This window comes from Bdellovibrio sp. HAGR004, assembly GCF_055397015.1.
Genome location: NZ_AP029176.1, coordinates 1,538,250 through 1,555,114 on the forward strand (window position 1 = coordinate 1,538,250; position 16,865 = coordinate 1,555,114).

The 16,865-nt window shown below is 45.6% G+C and carries 20 protein-coding genes; 7 read left to right on the plus strand and 13 right to left on the minus strand.

The window, feature by feature from the left end; translation table 11 throughout:
• Positions 1 to 13: 13 nt before the first annotated feature.
• From ACZ5ZV_RS07655 to rfbD, 5 genes are all read right to left on the minus strand, one after another.
• On the minus strand, positions 14 to 802 hold the full coding sequence (locus tag ACZ5ZV_RS07655) for a 2OG-Fe(II) oxygenase (protein ID WP_464120826.1): 789 nt from the start codon (positions 800 to 802) through the stop codon (positions 14 to 16).
• Positions 803 to 835: 33 nt separating this feature from the next.
• On the minus strand, positions 836 to 1,360 hold the full coding sequence (gene rfbC / locus ACZ5ZV_RS07660; protein ID WP_464120827.1) for a dTDP-4-dehydrorhamnose 3,5-epimerase: 525 nt from the start codon (positions 1,358 to 1,360) through the stop codon (positions 836 to 838).
• Positions 1,360 to 2,235, minus strand: coding sequence for a glucose-1-phosphate thymidylyltransferase RfbA (rfbA, locus tag ACZ5ZV_RS07665; RefSeq protein ID WP_464120828.1), 876 nt, complete (start codon positions 2,233 to 2,235; stop codon positions 1,360 to 1,362). The genes rfbC and rfbA overlap by 1 nt, the downstream gene beginning before the upstream one ends.
• Positions 2,235 to 3,269 carry a dTDP-glucose 4,6-dehydratase gene (rfbB, locus tag ACZ5ZV_RS07670; RefSeq protein WP_464120829.1) on the minus strand — a complete coding sequence of 345 codons (1,035 nt, stop codon included), beginning with the start codon at positions 3,267 to 3,269 and terminating at the stop codon, positions 2,235 to 2,237. Before rfbB ends, rfbA begins: the two co-directional genes overlap by 1 nt.
• Before the next feature lie 71 nt (positions 3,270 to 3,340).
• Complete coding sequence (rfbD, locus tag ACZ5ZV_RS07675; protein WP_464120830.1) at positions 3,341 to 4,147, minus strand: dTDP-4-dehydrorhamnose reductase; 807 nt, start codon at positions 4,145 to 4,147, stop codon at positions 3,341 to 3,343.
• Positions 4,148 to 4,311: 164 nt separating this feature from the next.
• On the opposite strand from rfbD, the gene galE reads away from it, so the two are divergent.
• From galE to ACZ5ZV_RS07695, 4 genes are all read left to right on the plus strand, one after another.
• The gene (gene galE, locus ACZ5ZV_RS07680) at positions 4,312 to 5,295 is read left to right on the plus strand and encodes a UDP-glucose 4-epimerase GalE (protein WP_464120831.1); all 984 of its coding nucleotides are present in this window, start codon (positions 4,312 to 4,314) and stop codon (positions 5,293 to 5,295) included.
• Entirely contained in the window at positions 5,295 to 5,663 is a 369-nt protein-coding gene (locus tag ACZ5ZV_RS07685; protein ID WP_464120832.1) for a hypothetical protein, read from the plus strand. Before galE ends, ACZ5ZV_RS07685 begins: the two co-directional genes overlap by 1 nt.
• Before the next feature lie 163 nt (positions 5,664 to 5,826).
• The gene (locus tag ACZ5ZV_RS07690) at positions 5,827 to 6,051 is read left to right on the plus strand and encodes a helix-turn-helix domain-containing protein (RefSeq protein ID WP_464120833.1); all 225 of its coding nucleotides are present in this window, start codon (positions 5,827 to 5,829) and stop codon (positions 6,049 to 6,051) included.
• Positions 6,048 to 7,304, plus strand: coding sequence for a HipA domain-containing protein (locus ACZ5ZV_RS07695; RefSeq protein WP_464120834.1), 1,257 nt, complete (start codon positions 6,048 to 6,050; stop codon positions 7,302 to 7,304). Before ACZ5ZV_RS07690 ends, ACZ5ZV_RS07695 begins: the two co-directional genes overlap by 4 nt.
• Before the next feature lie 85 nt (positions 7,305 to 7,389).
• Here ACZ5ZV_RS07695 and ACZ5ZV_RS07700 read toward each other — a convergent pair whose 3' ends face one another.
• The gene (locus ACZ5ZV_RS07700; RefSeq protein ID WP_464120836.1) at positions 7,390 to 7,551 is read right to left on the minus strand and encodes a hypothetical protein; all 162 of its coding nucleotides are present in this window, start codon (positions 7,549 to 7,551) and stop codon (positions 7,390 to 7,392) included.
• Between the two features lie 170 nt (positions 7,552 to 7,721).
• Here ACZ5ZV_RS07700 and ACZ5ZV_RS07705 point away from each other — a divergent pair, with 170 nt between their 5' ends.
• Positions 7,722 to 9,074 (plus strand): ATP-binding protein, encoded by a 1,353-nt coding sequence (locus tag ACZ5ZV_RS07705; RefSeq protein ID WP_464120837.1) that lies wholly within the window; start codon positions 7,722 to 7,724, stop codon positions 9,072 to 9,074.
• A gap of 61 nt (positions 9,075 to 9,135) precedes the next feature.
• Here the strand turns inward: ACZ5ZV_RS07705 and ACZ5ZV_RS07710 are convergent, their stop codons facing one another.
• From ACZ5ZV_RS07710 to tnpA, 6 genes are all read right to left on the minus strand, one after another.
• Complete coding sequence (locus ACZ5ZV_RS07710) at positions 9,136 to 9,660, minus strand: hypothetical protein (protein WP_464120839.1); 525 nt, start codon at positions 9,658 to 9,660, stop codon at positions 9,136 to 9,138.
• A gap of 64 nt (positions 9,661 to 9,724) precedes the next feature.
• Positions 9,725 to 10,474: an IS21-like element helper ATPase IstB gene (istB, locus tag ACZ5ZV_RS07715; protein WP_464117240.1), complete on the minus strand. Its 750-nt coding sequence runs from the start codon at positions 10,472 to 10,474 to the stop codon at positions 9,725 to 9,727.
• 14 nt (positions 10,475 to 10,488) lie between these two features.
• The gene (istA, locus tag ACZ5ZV_RS07720) at positions 10,489 to 12,105 is read right to left on the minus strand and encodes an IS21 family transposase (protein ID WP_464117241.1); all 1,617 of its coding nucleotides are present in this window, start codon (positions 12,103 to 12,105) and stop codon (positions 10,489 to 10,491) included.
• Between the two features lie 164 nt (positions 12,106 to 12,269).
• Positions 12,270 to 13,091 (minus strand): hypothetical protein, encoded by an 822-nt coding sequence (locus tag ACZ5ZV_RS07725; RefSeq protein WP_464120841.1) that lies wholly within the window; start codon positions 13,089 to 13,091, stop codon positions 12,270 to 12,272.
• Positions 13,092 to 13,134: 43 nt separating this feature from the next.
• A complete protein-coding gene (locus tag ACZ5ZV_RS07730; RefSeq protein ID WP_464121378.1) occupies positions 13,135 to 13,953 on the minus strand; it encodes an IS3 family transposase in 819 nt (272 codons plus the stop codon).
• A gap of 38 nt (positions 13,954 to 13,991) precedes the next feature.
• Entirely contained in the window at positions 13,992 to 14,255 is a 264-nt protein-coding gene (gene tnpA, locus ACZ5ZV_RS07735) for an IS66 family insertion sequence element accessory protein TnpA (protein WP_464119616.1), read from the minus strand.
• Between the two features lie 420 nt (positions 14,256 to 14,675).
• On the opposite strand from tnpA, the gene ACZ5ZV_RS07740 reads away from it, so the two are divergent.
• Complete coding sequence (locus ACZ5ZV_RS07740) at positions 14,676 to 14,972, plus strand: type II toxin-antitoxin system Phd/YefM family antitoxin (RefSeq protein WP_464120843.1); 297 nt, start codon at positions 14,676 to 14,678, stop codon at positions 14,970 to 14,972.
• Complete coding sequence (locus ACZ5ZV_RS07745; protein WP_464120844.1) at positions 14,969 to 15,325, plus strand: hypothetical protein; 357 nt, start codon at positions 14,969 to 14,971, stop codon at positions 15,323 to 15,325. The genes ACZ5ZV_RS07740 and ACZ5ZV_RS07745 overlap by 4 nt, the downstream gene beginning before the upstream one ends.
• Positions 15,326 to 15,337: 12 nt before the next feature.
• Here the strand turns inward: ACZ5ZV_RS07745 and ACZ5ZV_RS07750 are convergent, their stop codons facing one another.
• A complete protein-coding gene (locus ACZ5ZV_RS07750; protein ID WP_464120845.1) occupies positions 15,338 to 16,810 on the minus strand; it encodes a nitronate monooxygenase in 1,473 nt (490 codons plus the stop codon).
• Positions 16,811 to 16,865 lie beyond the last annotated feature (55 nt).

Sequence of the window (16,865 nt, forward strand, 5' to 3'; positions counted from 1 at the left end):
CGTCTTTTTGGTCCTATTTGCGATATACAGTTGATGCCGTGGAGGAGTTGGCTCTTTTTTTGATCAACTCAAGAACTTCTTCATCGTTTAATTGTTCAGATCTTGGTGCGAATAAAGCTCGATCGCGAGTATCAACGTTTTCTGGAGGATCACATAAGTAGTATACAGCAAGACTTTTTCTGTAAATGCCTTGGGGTGAGGTGAGGCGTTGCGACATGCCATGCCATGAGTTTTGTGTAGTATCAAATATAACTGCTCGATTAAAAATGGGATCAATTTCCTCAATTAAGTTGCCGTGTCTTGATGTTGCATTGTCGTGAGAATATAAACTTAACTGACCACCATGTTCTTTTTTTAGGGGTTCGCTTAGGTAAATAATGATGTTCATCTTTCTCTGCAGCTTCATTTTAGGGTGCAGTGAGTAGTCTAAGTGAGGGTTTAGATTTCCGCCACTTGCGTGTATATGCCACCCCCCTCCATGTAGTCCCATGTCGCTGTATAGCTTTACTCCGCTCATTTGGGAAAGAGCATCTGTAAAATCAGGACTGCATAAATATCCAAATGCTTTGTAAGTTTCTATTCCAAAGTCATTCCAGTTATTCAAAGTTTTTTTATCTTCAATCTGATTTTTATAGACATGCCACTTGGGATTCTCATAGTCCGGGAACTCATTTTCCAGAGATTTAGCAAAGTCGTAAGAGAAAAAATTATCTATAACACAGTAGTTAAATGGCAGTGCCTTGCGATACTGTTGTGATAGTGAGGTAATCCGAGTTAGGTCAAAGTTAGGTTGTAGTTTCATTGGGAAATCCTCTATATTTTCTATTTCAATCTTCTATGAAAATATTAAACCGTCTGCGTCTTTTGAGCTAACTAATTGCGGCAATATCGGCCATTGAATGTTAAGCTTTGGTGAGTTCCAAGCGAAACAACCTTCGCTCCCTTGATTCCATGGTTGGTTCACTTTGTACAGTACATCCGCCCCATCTTTTGATGTCACACAAAATCCATGCGCAAACCCTTCCGGAATCCAGAGCCAGCTTGGTTCATCTCCGCGAAGAGTAACTGAAACGTGTTGCCCATAGGTTGGAGAATCCTTGCGAATATCTACAGCAACGTCAAAAATCTCACCAGCTAGGCAAGTAACAAGTTTTCCCTGTGCGGGATCTGTTTGATAATGGAGGCCGCGCAAAGCACCGTACTTCGAACGGGAAAAGTTGTCTTGAACAAATTCCGTAGGTAAGCCTAAGTCATTGAACTTTTTTAAATTGAATCTTTCTGTAAAAAAACCGCGATCGTCATGAAAAGTCTTTAACTTAATAAGTATTAAGCCCTTAATGGGAAATTCAATAGTCTCCATTACATTAGTTTCCCTTCAACAACCTTGGTTAGGTAATCTTTGTAAGCAGATTTAGGGTAAGTTTCAATTACCTTAGAAAGTGCGTCCTTGCTGTAAAACCCCTTAATCAACGCAATTTCCTCCAAACAAGCAATCTTCAACCCCTGTCTTTCTTCGATAGTTTGAACAAACATAGAAGACGTAACCAAGGATTCCGGCGTTCCCGTATCTAACCAAGCAACCCCTCGCCCAAGTCTCTCAACAGACAAAGACTCTTCCTCCAGATACATTCGATTCAGGTCTGTAATCTCTAGCTCTCCTCGTGCGGATGGCTTTAGGCTCTTTGCTTTCTCAACTACTGTTCCATCGTAGAAGTAAAGTCCAGTGACAGCCCAATTTGATTTCGGCTGTTTGGGCTTTTCTTCAATGCTAAGAGCCTTTCCTTCAGAGTTAAATTCGACAACGCCATACCTTTCTGGGTCATGGACGTGATAAGCAAAAACTCGGGCACCTTTTTGAATTTTCGCGGCGTTCGATAGTTGCTGAGGCATACTGTGTCCGTAGAAAAGATTGTCACCCAGGATTAGGCAAGTTGGACTGTTATTGATGAAATGCTCGCCAATTAGGAAAGCCTGGGAAATCCCTTCAGGTTTTTCTTGAACTGCATACTGAAGCTGAATACCAAAATTCGAGCCATCACCCAAGAGGTCTTTGATCAGAGGAATATCGCGTGGTGTGCTGATGATCAGAATATCTTTTATTCCCCCCAGCATTAGGGTGGAGAGGGGGTAATAGATGGTCGGCTTATCGTATACAGGCAAAAGCTGTTTTGATACGCATTTTGTAGTTGGGAAAAGACGGGTGCCATTGCCGCCCGCAAGGATAATACCCTTCATTATTGCGCCTCTTTCTTGCTAAGAACTTGTTTGCACCACTGTGTGTTCTTTAGATACCAGTCAATTGTTGCTGCTAGACCATCTTCAAAGCTTTGGTATTGGCGTTCGAATCCAAGTTTTGCCTGAGCTTTGCTATCATCAATGGCATATCTCCAGTCGTGACCCGCGCGATCTTGTACGAAAGAAATCAGATCGCTGTAGCTTTTTCCATTGGCTCGAGGGGATATCTTATCCAGCTGTGCGCATATTGCGTTAACTACGTCCAGGTTACGTCTTTCTGAATTTCCACCGAAGCAATAAGTTTCCCCTGGGATGCCTCTTGTTAGGGCAAGGTATACGCCAGAGGCATGATCTTCCACATGAATCCAGTCGCGAACATTGCCTCCATTGCCATAGACTGGAAGCTTTTCTTCCTGAAGGGCTTTGGTGATCATAACCGGAATTAGCTTTTCAGGGTATTGGCGAGGGCCATAGTTGTTAGAGCAATTGGTGGTAATTGTTGGCAAGCCATAAGTGTGATGCCAAGCTCGCACTAGGTGATCAGCACTCGCTTTGGATGCAGAGTAAGGGGAGTTTGGCTGGTATGGCAGCTCTTCGTGGAATTTTCCAGAATCGCCTAGCGTTCCGTAAACTTCATCCGTAGATACTTGCAGGTATCTAAAGCTTTTCTTTTTTTCCTCTGAAAGGTTCATCCAATATTTGCGACTGTTATCGAGCAGGGTGAACGTGCCGATGATGTTTGTTTCGATGAATTCTCTTGGAGAGTGGATGGAGTTGTCGACGTGAGACTCTGCTGCAAAGTTAGCTACACAGTCTAATTCATATTTCTTGAAGACTGATGCAATAAAGTTGTCGTCAGCGATATCACCTTGCTCGAAAACGACGTTTGTGCCATCAATCAGGCCTTCAAGATTTTCCATGTGTCCGGCGTAAGTCAGTTTATCAATGATAACGACTTGATCGGACTTCTTAATAGCATGTCTAACAAAGGCGCTGCCAATAAACCCGGCGGCGCCTGTAACTAAAATCTTCATGATAAATTTCCCGTTTTCTAAAAAGGAAAATACTTAACGCTGCAATGGATTCTGTCAAGGAGCAATCTTGTTTAGGTGAATAAGTTTTTGGGGTGCTTGGTGTCCAAACGTGAATTTTTTGGACGCTTCGCAGGGGTGGGGAACTGCTCGCTACTGATCGGATTTAGCGATTTAAGAGTTAAACCTTCGCCCTTTGCCCGAGCTTGTTCAATAATTCTTACCGCAAAGTCGTACCAGGTTTGAAAATCTTCAAAGCGCAGATGGTAAAGTCCCGGTGCCGCGGACACATTGTTTTTTGTTAGATTCTTAACAAGATTGGCTGTGACTTTTGCGACGTCTCTAGCGTCCGTCGGTGCGCCCCATTGGTCATTTACGATATTTAGATTCTCGCGCTCTTTTGCCAGTCTAAGGATGGTTTTCGGGAAGTTGTTGCCCCAAGGGCTATATACCCATGAAATTCTGAAGATATATGCTTTACACCCAGATTCTCGGATAGCATTTTCACCCTGAAGCTTTGTGGTACCATACCAATTGATCGGATTTGTTGGAGAGTCTTCAGTCCAGGAATGATCTCCATCGCCTTGGAACACATAGTCAGTTGAGTAGTGAATCAAGTAAGCATCATTTTCTTTGCACCAATTTGCAATTAGGCCTGGAGTGGTTCCGTTAATCTGCATGGCTGCGTCTCTTTCGGACTCGGCTTTGTCTACTGCAGTATACGCACTAGCGTTGATGACGATCTTGGGCTTGATGAGCTCAAGGCTCTTTAGCACGGATAAAGGCTCCAGGAAATTTGCCGTGTCGCTTCCAAGAAACGGCGTTTCCGTGAGGTGATGCGATAGGGCTGTCGCGACCTGACCATTTTTTCCAAAAACCAAAACCATAAATCTTCTCCGAAGAACTTGGAGAGAACGATAGCAATTCTTAACGAGCTAAGTCCTGTTTTTTTTTCTTTTTGATTGGCTTAATCGGGGCGCGTCATACGTCATTGTCGACGAGTTACCTCCCAAGGAGGTATTATCGCCCGTCTAAAAGGTTGGTTATGAAAGTTCTAGTCACCGGCGGTGCCGGATACATCGGTTCACACACGGCACAGGCTCTTTTGAAGGCTGGGCATCAAGTTGTTATCCTAGATAACATCACTACGGGCTTTCGCGAGGCGATTCCTGCGGGGATAGAGTTTATTCAAGGAGATGTCCGCAATAGCTCGACTCTGGCTGAAGTTATTAACAAATACTCCGTTGAAGCTGTTGTTCACTTCGCAGCTAAACTCATCGTCCCGGAATCCATTGAAAAGCCGATGGAATACTATGAAAACAACACGATGGGTGTCCTGTCTTTGGTGCAGGCTTGTGCGGCAAACAAGGTCCAAAAGATTGTGTTTTCCTCAACAGCGGCTGTGTATGGCGATGCCACTACCGATGGCCTTATCACTGAAAAATCCCCCACAGCACCTCTCAACCCCTACGGCTCCTCAAAACTCATGAGCGAACAGATCCTCCGTGACTGCGAAAAACCGTACGGCATCCGCTCCGTCTGCCTTCGTTACTTCAATGTCGCAGGTGCAGCTGAAGATGGGCGTAACGGTCAACGCACCGCCAATGCTACTCATTTGATCAAAGTAGCCAGTCAAGCCGCCTGCGGCAAACGCGCCTCTGTTGGCATCTTTGGAACTGATTACCCAACCCCCGACGGCACTGGTGTTCGCGACTACATCCACGTGGAAGACCTGGCAGACTTGCATGTGCTTGCATTGCAGTACCTAAACGAAGGCGGGAAATCCGAGATCTTCAACTGCGGTTACGGTCATGGATTCTCGGTCCGCGAAGTGATCAACACGGTAAAAAAAGTCAGCGGGGTGGACTTCAAGGTCGAAGAACAGCCCAGACGGGCTGGGGACGCGGCTACGTTGGTGGCGGACTCTTCCAAAGTTCGCAAAGCCTTTAACTGGACACCGAAGCGGGATAATCTTGAGCTGATTTGTAGAACCGCTTACGAGTGGGAACGCTCTTTAGGAGAATTTTAATGATAGACTTTCCATCCATCAACAGATCCGTTCTGATAATAAACCTAAAACAGCCTTATATTGAATGGACAAAAACCTTACCAGATCGAACGGACATGGAGAAAGAATCGCCTCCTACCGTTGAAGAGCTGAATGCAGATGCGACGAGCTACTTGATTCCAGAAATGCTGGATGATGCCGATTTCGAGACATATATAGAGCACTCGTGGGAACTCTTATTCGAACTTCAGTTATCAGGTTGGATCATGGACGAAAAACTTTGGCCAAAAAAACGGACGCTAAAGATGTTCAATGAATGGTTCGACTTAAAATGCAGTTCTTTGGTGGTCGATCTGTGGGGCAAAGACCCACTGGAATATGCGGATTAAGCGTCTGGAGCTCTTACACACTCTGACAGCAGTAGGGCCTACGCCTAATCTTTAGCTGAAGGTGTGGCTAATCATTTAAAAAAGTTGCCTCTAGACCACTTTTGATGGACTTTGTCATTAAATGCCATAAAATGTTTACTACAGGCAACTTTATGGAGGTCAGATGGAATATATGCGTATTACGAGCTCATCTCAACTCGCGGATGAAGTTCGAAAGGTACGTAAAGAGCAGGGAATTACAAGCGAAAAGCTTGGTCAGTACGCGGATCTTTCTCGCTATGCTGTTTTGAATTTCGAGAATCAAAAGTCAGACATTAAGCTTTCAACACTTCTTAAAATACTAAAGCTTTGCAATATCGAGATCTACATCAAGGTAAAGAGAAAATGAAAAAGCCCTTGAATGTCTTTTATAAGAAGCTGCATGTCGGAGTTCTGCAAAAGAAAGAAGATGACACGCTAGGGTTTACTTACACGGTGACCTGGCTTGAGAGTAAGGAAAGGTTCGCGCTATCTCCAGCCTTGCCTTTGCAAGAAGAGCAGTTCAACAATCGCCTTACCAAGTCGTATTTTGATAACCTTCTTCCTGAAGGGGAGACTCTAAAAACATTTGAACAGATTCTTAAAAAGAGCTTCGAAGATCCCTATCAACTTTTGGAAAACTATGGGCTTGATTGTGCTGGTGCGCTTGAAATTACTCCTTTTGAGGTTCCTCCGGATGTTGCAGAAAAAGGTGATCTGGAAAAGATCTCTTTTGATGAGATTGATCAAGTCATCGAAAATAAAGACAGCTTGTATGTGCATAGTCTTGTTAAGCACAAAGGAAGATTTTCATTGGCTGGGGCGCAGGATAAGATCCCTGTGATTGTTCAGGGGGATGAGATTTTTCTTCCTACTGATTCTAGACCAACGACTCATATTTTGAAGCCCCCATCACGAATTCCAGGCGTGTTAAATTCGGTACAAAATGAATACCTTTGTATGCGACTTGCCCAACTGTGCAAACTGAATGTTCCAGCAGTTAAGTTGGTGGGTAAGGAGCATTTGTTATTCTTGGTCGAGCGTTATGACCGTAAAATAGATAAAGGGCAGGTTGAAAGACTGCACCAGTTTGATTTGTGTCAGGCCCAAGGTTATCCATCAGCGGAAAAGTATGAGGAAGATGGCGGTCCGGACTTTGCTCAAAACTATAAGGCGATAGAAAGTATTTCTGATGATAAGGTCAACGATTTAGAGACCGCCCTGAGCTGGTTGGCCTTCAATCTATTGATTGGAAATAACGACTCTCATTCGAAAAATTTGTCGTTCTTGTACGTTGATGGTGAAACTCGCTTAGCTCCGATGTATGACCTGCTAAGCACAAGTATTTATAAAAACATGTCCTCTGATTTCGCTTTTTCAATCGGTGGCCAACGTAGTCCCGTAAAGATGAAGAAGAAGAACTTCGAGATGCTTGCGGAAGAACTGGGTTTTGCAAAGAGAAAAGATATCTTCGTGAGGACAATGACTTCTATGGTGTCCTTGGTGCAACAGCAGGTTGAGGCCCTGTGGGCGGAGATTTCTGTCGACGATAGATTCAAACATATTCAAAAGGACTTAAGGGCAGAGATCCAAAGTCGGTTGAATCTCTATAGAGATCTTTAGGACAAAGTGGGGCTTATCACGAGCCTCACTCCAATGCAATGACAGCTAAACTACTGCTCCGGGGTCAAGCTCACCGAAGTGAAGTTCAGCCCGGCAAGATTTGCAAATCATCGCCATCCAAATACTTGTCCGCAGCTGTTGTCTTGGACTTAAATGTGGATCCCGGTAGGAAGAACGCCAAAGTGCCAGCGCCCTTGGTGATTCCGGCATTGCCTGCGCAGTCGCCCGCCGCAGGGTCTGCATCCAAGACAAAGAAGCTTTCTGATCCAGAGCATAGTGCATATATTCCTCCTCCCACTCAAACAGCTTCGCACTGATACACATGTTGTCATTCGAATGGCCAATAAAACCCATAAATTTGACCAAAAATAATATAAAACAATAGCTATTTTTGACCAAAATAGGTAATATAGATACATGAATAGATTTGCGATAACTGACTTAAGTGCTTGGATAGACAGAAAAAACAGAAAACCGCTGGTGTTGCGGGGGGCTCGTCAAGTGGGTAAGTCGACCTTGGTACGGCAGTTTGCTCAGATCAAAGGCTTAAAACTGGTTGAGCTTAATCTCGAGAAGTACCAGCTAAAGTCATTGCATATTGATGGCATTGAACTTACTGCGATCATGCAAGAGATCGAAGTTGTGTGCAATCAGAGGATTGAGCCTGGTGTATTGCTGTTTTTGGATGAAATTCAAGATCAACCCAAACTTTTATCTGTACTGCGATACTTCTATGAGGAACGACCTTGGCTGCCTGTCATAGCTGCTGGATCTTTATTGGAGTTTGCTTTAACTCAAGAATCAGTATCAATACCTGTGGGGCGGGTGGAATACTATTTTCTTGGTCCGATGAAATTCTCAGAGTTTTTAGAGGCTCTGGGAGACAACATACTGCTGGACTATATCAATAAAGCACCGAATTCATTACTAGAGGCGGTTCACTTTCGACTGATCAAGCGCTATAGGGAATACCTTTTTGTTGGGGGCATGCCCGAGGCTGTAAAGGAGTACGCACTAACGAATAGTTTTATTGAGGTTCGCAGGGTTCAGAGATCCATTCTGCAGACCTATCAGGATGATTTTTCCAAATACGCAAAGCATAGCCAGGTTGATAGAGTTAGAAGAGTTTTTAACTTTGTGCCCGGGCATCTTGGAGAAAAGGTTAAGTTTAGCGAAATAGATCGAGAGGAAAAATCTCGTGATTTAAAAGCAGCACTGCAACTGCTGGTACAAGCTCGTGTCATAATACCAGTAATTCATACCAATGCATCAGGGGTTCCATTGTCCGCCGGCGCTGACGAATCAGTCTTTAAAACGTATTTTTTGGACGTTGGTTTGGCTGGATGTTTACAAGGCGTAAGCTGGGAAAGCTTTTCGGCTGATATGGGGCAAGACTTTTTGGCGAAAGGTGCTTTAGCTGAACAGTTTGTGGCGCAGCACTTGTTTTATAAAATAGATGGATTCGAATCGTCAGAGCTTTACTACTGGCTTCGAGATAAAAAGAAGCAGAAGGCGGAAGTGGATTTTGTTATATCCAAGCAAGGAGTGACTCTGCCTGTGGAAGTTAAATCAGATGTTTCTGGGAAGATGAAATCTTTAATCTTATTTATGGCAGAACGAAGAAAATTGCCTCGTGCATTGCGAATCAGCTTGTTGCCATATGGGAGTGAGCTCGTTGAGGCAAGTGTTGTGGGGATGGATTCTCCAGCAGTATTTGAGTTAGTGGCAATTCCTTTATATCTGATTGATCGGGTTTATGAGTTGGCATGAGTCCGCTTGAGTGGCACATAAATTGTACGGGGCCATGGAAGGGCCCCGTCATTAAAACGTACTACTGCTCCGGCGCCAAACTCACCGAAGTGAAGTTCAAACCGGCAAGATTTGCAAACCAAACATCGCCATCCAGATACTTATCCGCAGCTGTTGTCTCTGACTTAAACGTGGATCCCGGCAGGAAGAAAGCCAAAGTGCCAGTGCCCTTGGTGATCCCGGCATTGCCAGCGCAGGCGCCCGCCGCGGGGTCTGCATCCAAGGCAAAGCAGCTGATAGTGTTTTGGGTAAGGTTATTGGCGTCAACCACATGGGCAAGGCTGGCGTTCGAGGCGCTGTATTGAATTCCCGTCAGTCCTGATCCCGTGGTCATGGAGCCTTTGATCGTGCTCATGCTGGAGTAATAGGTCCCGCTATTGTCATAAATATCAGAAATTACGCCTTCAATGCCCTCTGGAATGATCTCGCTGGTTCCATCGAGCAGATCCAGCAGAACACGATAGTGTCGGCTCCAACCGCAGGAACCTCCGCCGCAGCCGTCGGCATCGATACGGTCAAAGCGTCCTTCATAGGTGTTCCGTTTCACTTAGTTTGACCGGGTTCGTTTCAGATACTTTGACCACCTGATTTTTGAGGGTTTATTGGTCTTTCTACTCGCTGTCAATATCGTTGAAAGTTATTCGTCCCTTCATGCGGTGACTGGGGCCTTCAAAAATGCAAATATGGGCATTCTCGAACATCCTGTCGATGGCAGCACTTGCCAGGATCGGATCGGTAAAAACTTGTGGCCATTCTTCAACGTCGCGGTTGCTGGTTAAGATCATAGCCGAATTGTGCTTGCGTCGATCAAATAAATCGAAGATCTCCTCACTCACGTCTCGTGGCATTGTTACGACGCCCCAGTCATCCAAGATCCATAGCTTTGATGTTAGAATTTGTTTGAATAAAACATCGAGCTTATTGTTCTCGCGCGCTTTACGGATCTTTGTCCCAAGTCTTTTTACACTCGTACAAAAAACACTGTGACCAGCCTGCGCAGCGCTCATCCCAAGAGCAATCGCAAGATGACTCTTGCCCGTGCCGGGACTTCCCAAAAACAATGCAATTTCGTTGTTCTCGATAAACTTTAAATCTTTCAGATCCTCGATTTTTTCGCGCGGGAGTTTTTTATTGAAATCCCAATTGAACTGCTCAAAGCTTCTTCGCTCTGGGAACTCCGCTTTCTTAATCCTTTTTTCTACGGCGTTATCTGCCCTTGCATCTAATTCCGTGGATAGAAGCTCACTGAGCCACTTAAGATCCTGGCTGCGTTTTCCTTTTTGAACTAAACCCTCGATCTCTGCGGATGCCGCGGGCATTCGTAACTGCTTTAACTGATCGCGTATCACATCTATTGTCATAACTGTCTTTCCTTTCAGTGGGCCTGGTTGCTATGAACCAGACGTAAATGGTTTTTATACTCACTCATGTCGCGCGCAAACTTACCTCCCACCGTCTGCGCGGATAAAACCTCCTCATGACGAGGAGCTTTGGGTTTTGGCTTTGCCATAATATTCAATAGTTGATGAACTGTTTTTAAATTTACCTGTGATAACTCCAGCGCTGAAAGGCAGGCCTTGTCGATGTCGGCATTGCTGTACTTCTTGTTCAGCGTCAGAAGACCCCATACGCTGCGTGTATCAACAAAACCTTCGCCTCGAGCCAAAATAATTCCTACAAAGCGCTCAACATTGACGCCGATAATTTTTGCTTGCTTCAGATAGTGACCATGATCTTGAAGAGTCTTCTCCCAAGACTCCTTGTAATGATCTTTACAGGCTTTACTTGTGAATTTATCTTGGATGCGCTCGTAAACTTCTAACAGTCGACCGTTGCAGTAGATACTTACTTGAACTGAATTACCAATCACCAAAGCTATTTCGCCTTTGAGTCTTGTGTCTACTCGGTAGTACTTGTTTGCAAAGCGAACATAACCATCAGACCTCACTGTTGAGCGAGTGATGGTTTCCACTTCGTAGCGTAATAAAGGAAGAGGCTTTAACAACGAGGCTTCATCGTTAAGAAACACATCCAAAGGTTTTTGTAGGTGAGTCCCGTGCTTTCTCTCATTGGCGATACTCATCTTTTTATTCATGTGTGACTGTGCGCCGCTCAGTGAATATTGGGACTTATCGTAGGATTCAAAAAGGCGACGCTTCATTGGAACCATTCGCTCCACTTTGCCTTTTTTCTCTGGAGAATAAGGCGGCAATGCCTCGACAACGAACCCGTAGTGCGAGGCCAGTCTTTCAAAGGCCGGGTTCAACGTCGGCTCGTGCTTTGATGCCTCATGAACAAAGACTTTGGGATTATCAGAAGTCACTTTACGAGGGACTCCGCCAAGTTCCTCAAACATGCTTATTAAAACTTCGGCAGTTGTTTCAAAGTCGAGTTTCTCTACAACTCGGGCCATCTCGTAACGAGAATGCCCAAGAACGCCAACGAAAATCCAAATTGTTTTTTTCTTTTTTGTGACAGGATCGACGACGTCAAAGAGCTTTCCCCAGTCCACCTGCAGACATTCCCCCGGTGAGTGAACAAGCTCCATCACATTGCGCGCAGGTGCGGATCGCATAAGTTTGTGGCGGTGAATGTAGCGGTAGAAGTTAGATCGCGGGACAGAGAGCGGAAGCTCTTCAAAAATACTTTGCGGACTCCAGCCAAGTTCAATGCGCTCCTTGATCCATTCGCGCTTGGGATCTAAGATGGCATCCGTTTCAATGGCCTTCTCGCTGCGACCATCGCGCAGCGGAAACAGCGCCTCTGGGTAAGGTGGGATTTCTTTTGAGGTTTTGCAGTAGATTTTCTTCTCTGGGTTTGCGACGGCTACATAGCCATGCTCTATCGCCTGGTCGCGGATTTTTATGACGTAACCTTTGCCTTTACCAGTTGATTTAGTCAGTGCGGTGAGTGAGTGTCCTTCGCGAAGGCCTTCGACGATTTTTCGGTCCACTGTGATTTTCTCCAAGTCCTTTTTTCTGAGTTTCCGCATGCGTATTCCTTGCTGTAGTCTGGTTGTTAAACCAGCAGCTTAGCGCATGGGATCAGATGGAGAAAATGTGCTGAAAACGTAAGCAATTGCCCGGTCAAATTAGGTGGGATTTACTTCCCCCAAAGCCGGTCCACTTACGTGGGATTTGCCCCCCTTGAAACCGGTCAAACTACGTGGGATTGGACATCATAGGCAAAACGTTTGTTGGTTTCATCAAGTTTCACAGAATAAACGTCTTCATTGTCGACCACACCCTGACCGTTGTTAGAAACTGCCAGTTCTGTGATGCCATCAGATACTTTCACTTTGGCACGATAGTACATGGTGCCAATCTCAAGATCCAATGAGGTGTCATAGTACTGTCCAGAAAGCGTGCTGGCCGTCACATCCACAGTCATGGTGCAACTGGATTGCCCGTTGCATGGACCATCTGAAAGCTGTCCTGGTTGGAAGCAGCCGTTACTTTCGGACAACGTCATTTCGATAGTGCGCTGAACTCCATCCCACTGAACACCTTGCTTTTCAAGTGAACAGCTGATGTTCCCAAATAGACCGAAGGCCCCTTGTAAACTGTCCGGTGAGCCCGTGTCCTTCGCGATAAAGCAGAAGAACTTCATGCCAGTATAAGCGGCGTCGGAAGAAGACATCTTACATTCAGATGCTTCTGAATCCCAGTACCCGGACATCGTTGCGTCGCAATCAGTCTGATTGGTTTTCAAAGGCTGAAACAGCGGCTCGCCATGAACTCCGCACTTGGTATCAACGGTGCTCATGGTTTTGATGCTGGCCATGGAAGCTCCGTTCAGAGCACTGTCCATGTTGGCACCCACCTCAGAGATCTTATTGGAAAGGGATGTCACCACTGTCGATGGTTTTGTTGCCAAAACCGCCGTCGTGGATCCATCATCAGAACCACCGCCCCCAGAAGAGCAGCCTGCTAGAATAAGTCCCGCCAACGTCATGATAATTTTATTCGAACACGTCACTAAAAAGCTCCTTCGTATTTACTTCTGACCTTCCCCCTAAGACCTAGCCAGTTTTGAGTTCGCTATTTACCTGCTTTGTTGATCCTTTACTTTTTGCATACTCTGAAGGTGTAAGACCGTTAAGACTCGAATGCGGTCTGTAGGTCTCGTACTCCGTTTTCCACTTCTGCGTCAGAACCCTTGCCAAGTCCAAATTGTCGAATAGATTTCTATCCAAACATTCTGCTCTGAACTTGCCGTTCAAAGATTCAATATATCCGTTCTGCTGGGGTTTTCCTGGTTCAATAAAGTGCAATCGGACCCCATTTAACGTTGCCCACCGCTGCAGGCTCCTAGAGCGAAACTCAGGACCATTATCGACCACCAGCGTTTGTGGCTTTCGGCCAAACATTCTCAGGCGTTCTAACGTCGCTGCCACATCAACACCTTTAAAGCTACTTCGGACCACTAGGTCCGGCATCTCACGCGTACAGTGGTCAACCATCGTTAGGAACTTAAGTTGTTGATTGTTTGCTGCGCGATCATGGACAAAGTCCATCGACCACACTGAATCTGCCTCCTCGGCCTGCGGGAGTGCCAGTCGTAAGTGACGAAGTTTTTTACGCTTCTTTTTTATCCGCAATGATAGTTTTTCCTCTCTGTAAATCCGCTCAGTTCTCTTTTTGTTGATCGGGGCCTCATTCTCCCTGCGGACCAGGTAGTGCAGCATTGGATGACCGTAAGCGGGATGCTGGGCCGCTAGCTCCTTCATGCGCACTCGAAGATCCGCATTGCGATCAGGCTTCTGCTGATACCACCAGGTGTATCGATTGATTTCAAATATCTTGCAGGCCCGCCGTGCCGTAATTCCATGGCTCTCAATCGCTGCGCGCGCAAGAACCTTTCGCTCAGAGGGCCTTCCTACTTTTTTCCCAGAGCCTCTTTCAGAATCAAGTTGTCCAAGGACAGATTTGCAATAAGCTTCTTCATTCGGGCATTTTCTAGTTCAAGCTCCTTGAGGCGTTTGGCCTCGGTCGTGCTCATAGAGCCGTACTTCTTTTGCCACTTATAGAACGTTGCATCTGACACCTTGTGCTGGCGGCAAAGATCTTCCACTGACTTCCCCGCATTTCTCTGACCCAAGATTTCAATAATCTGCTCTTCTGTGAACTTACTCTTTTTCATCGAAAAACCTTCTTCTGCCCGTTTTTTGGGCGTTTATATCAGGCTTTTACGAACTTTCAAGTGGCTTGGTTTATTGGGGGAAGGTCAACTTCAAAGAATTGAAGGTTAAAGACGTCAAGCTATCGGTGCCCTCATGTTTTTAAATGAGGGGTGTGAGCGACTTGTAATCTTATTGCGAGTTTATTCAAAGAATCTTTGTGCTCTTTTGAGAAGTTCTTTAGGTGTTGATTCTTAGTTTGGGAAAATAAGAAAAGCTGAGTAGATGCTCGGCTATGTCGAATCCGGCATAGAGGCTCTTTCGAGCGAGTTCACTGTTGACCCGCCATCTACTTACATATAATTTACACATCTATAGCCCTTATTTTCGGGGGATGTTGATGGAAATGTACAATTAATGTACATTAAATCCATGGAGGATCTATGGAGTCTACTGGTGGAACCGAATTTAGAGCTAATTTGAAAGAGTGGCTTGATGTGGCAGATACTGAAGTTGTGAAGGTGAATCGCCCAGGTGGAAAGTCAGTGGTGGTTTTGAATGCTGAAACCTATGAAAGTATAATGCTTGAGTTGGCTGAGCTGCGAGGTATTCATAAAGGTTTATTGGCTGCTTCAGAAGGACGAGTTGTTCGTGGAGTTGACGTTGGTAAGAGTCTTTCTGAAACAATGAGTAAGGCGAAGGCATCAGCAAGAGCTAAATATAAAAAGGACGTTGGTTGAAAGTTCCTCCGTATATCGAGATTCTAACCGATTTGTTTAATGAGGATTTTGCACTCATAGTTGATTACATTATTGAGTCGAATATTGATGCAAATTATGATGTTGAATTCGCGATTGAAAAATCTGAAGAATTTGAAATTGAAGTGATAGGGCTAATTAAAGACCTCACACTTTTCCCTGATCAGGGGATAGTTCATGAAAAATCGGGTGTTCGAGGAAAACCCATCTACAGTGGTCGATACTCTGTAAGATGGGTCGTTAACCATAATGATCGTGAGGTCACGTTGATTTCAATAATAGACAACGAGAGACCCAAAGAGCTTCGTTATCGCAACGTGAGATCTGATACTTAGAATCAGATCTTTTTATATTGTCGGATGTGCCTGTACTGATGTTTCAGTGCGACCTTCAAGATCCAACAAATAACTTACAACCTCACGTGCGCTGTAGGATGTCTTTCCATCTTTCAGCATACGCGCCACGTTGTTTAAGTCATCCCCGGCTGTCAGCAAGGAGATTTCTTCCTGACCACCGGCTTGAATCTGCGCCATGCCCACATCTGCCATCAAGGCATTGCAAAGACATTTGCGTCCGACAGTATCTTCAAGCAAGCCACCTTTTTTGACATAGTCATTCACCTCAGCCGGACAGCGCTGCCCAATACTGCCGTCTTCTTTCTGATACGCATGACGAAGGTAACCTAAGTCGCAAATGCGTTTGCGGCTGGCGTAAATGGATTCCTCAGAAATAGTTCCCGGCAGACGAGCCGCCTTAAACGGGAAGCCTGTTGGTGAAGATCTTGGATCGGTAAAGATCCAGCCGCCCTCAGGGGCTTTTTCAATTAAAATAGTTTTAAGCGCATTGTGTTTAAGCTCCTGCTTCACTCCGGATTCTTCCGAGAAAGCAAACAGAGTTCCGACTTGAACCCCGTGAGCTCCCATCGCACGAACTTCCTGCAGTTTTTCCGGAGTTGCATAATAACCTGCCATCCAGAACGGAAGCTCCAGCGCCGCCATTTCTTTCAAACACACTTCATCGCGTTCGCCATAAATAGGCTCGCCCTTGTCGTTTAATTTCATCGGTCCACGTGGAGGCGCATTGTGCCCACCAGCCAAAGGACCTTCGACGATAAATCCATCCACGCGGCCTGTGGATTTTTTCTTTAAGTTCGCAGCCAGGATCGCTGACGAAACAATCGGGAAGAAGTACGGACGCTTCAACGGAGCCAGCACCGTATCTTCCATGACCTCTTGAGGATCGAAATAAGTCATGGTGTCTTCGGCAGCACCAGCCACGGGGACTTTCAATCCCGCTTTTTGGTTTTGACTTAGTAAATCCAACGCCCCTGGGATTTCGCGAGGAATCCCAGCCCCCATGATAACGTAGTCAACGCCCGCTAGCAGTCCGCCATAAAGGCACGCTAGATTTGGTAGAACCACTTTTTCCAGAAGGTTCAACCCCACAACGCCGTTGTGGCCTTCACGCGCCAGCCACACTTCCACGAAGCAGGCTGCGACGGTCAATTGAAGAAGAAACTTCGGGGATTCAACAGAAAACATCGGGGGACGCTTGTAGGGCTGAAGAGCTGTACGTCCGCCTTCGATAAAGTAAGTATCCAGAATCTTTTGCGCGATGCTTTGAGAAGGGAAGGCCTTCAGAGCGCGGCGACAATGTCCTTCAAGGTCACCATCTTGCAGGCGGCGCACCAACACGGAATTAATCGCCGTCCCGGAAACCACGCCCAACTGACCTGTTTGAGAAACTGTTTTTGCCAAACGCCAGTCAGAAACCGCGATCCCCATGCCACCTTGAATTACTATCGGATGATTGTATTGCATCCGAGCAATCTATTGGCCCCCGAATTAAGTCGCAATAAAAAATAGCATGTTTATA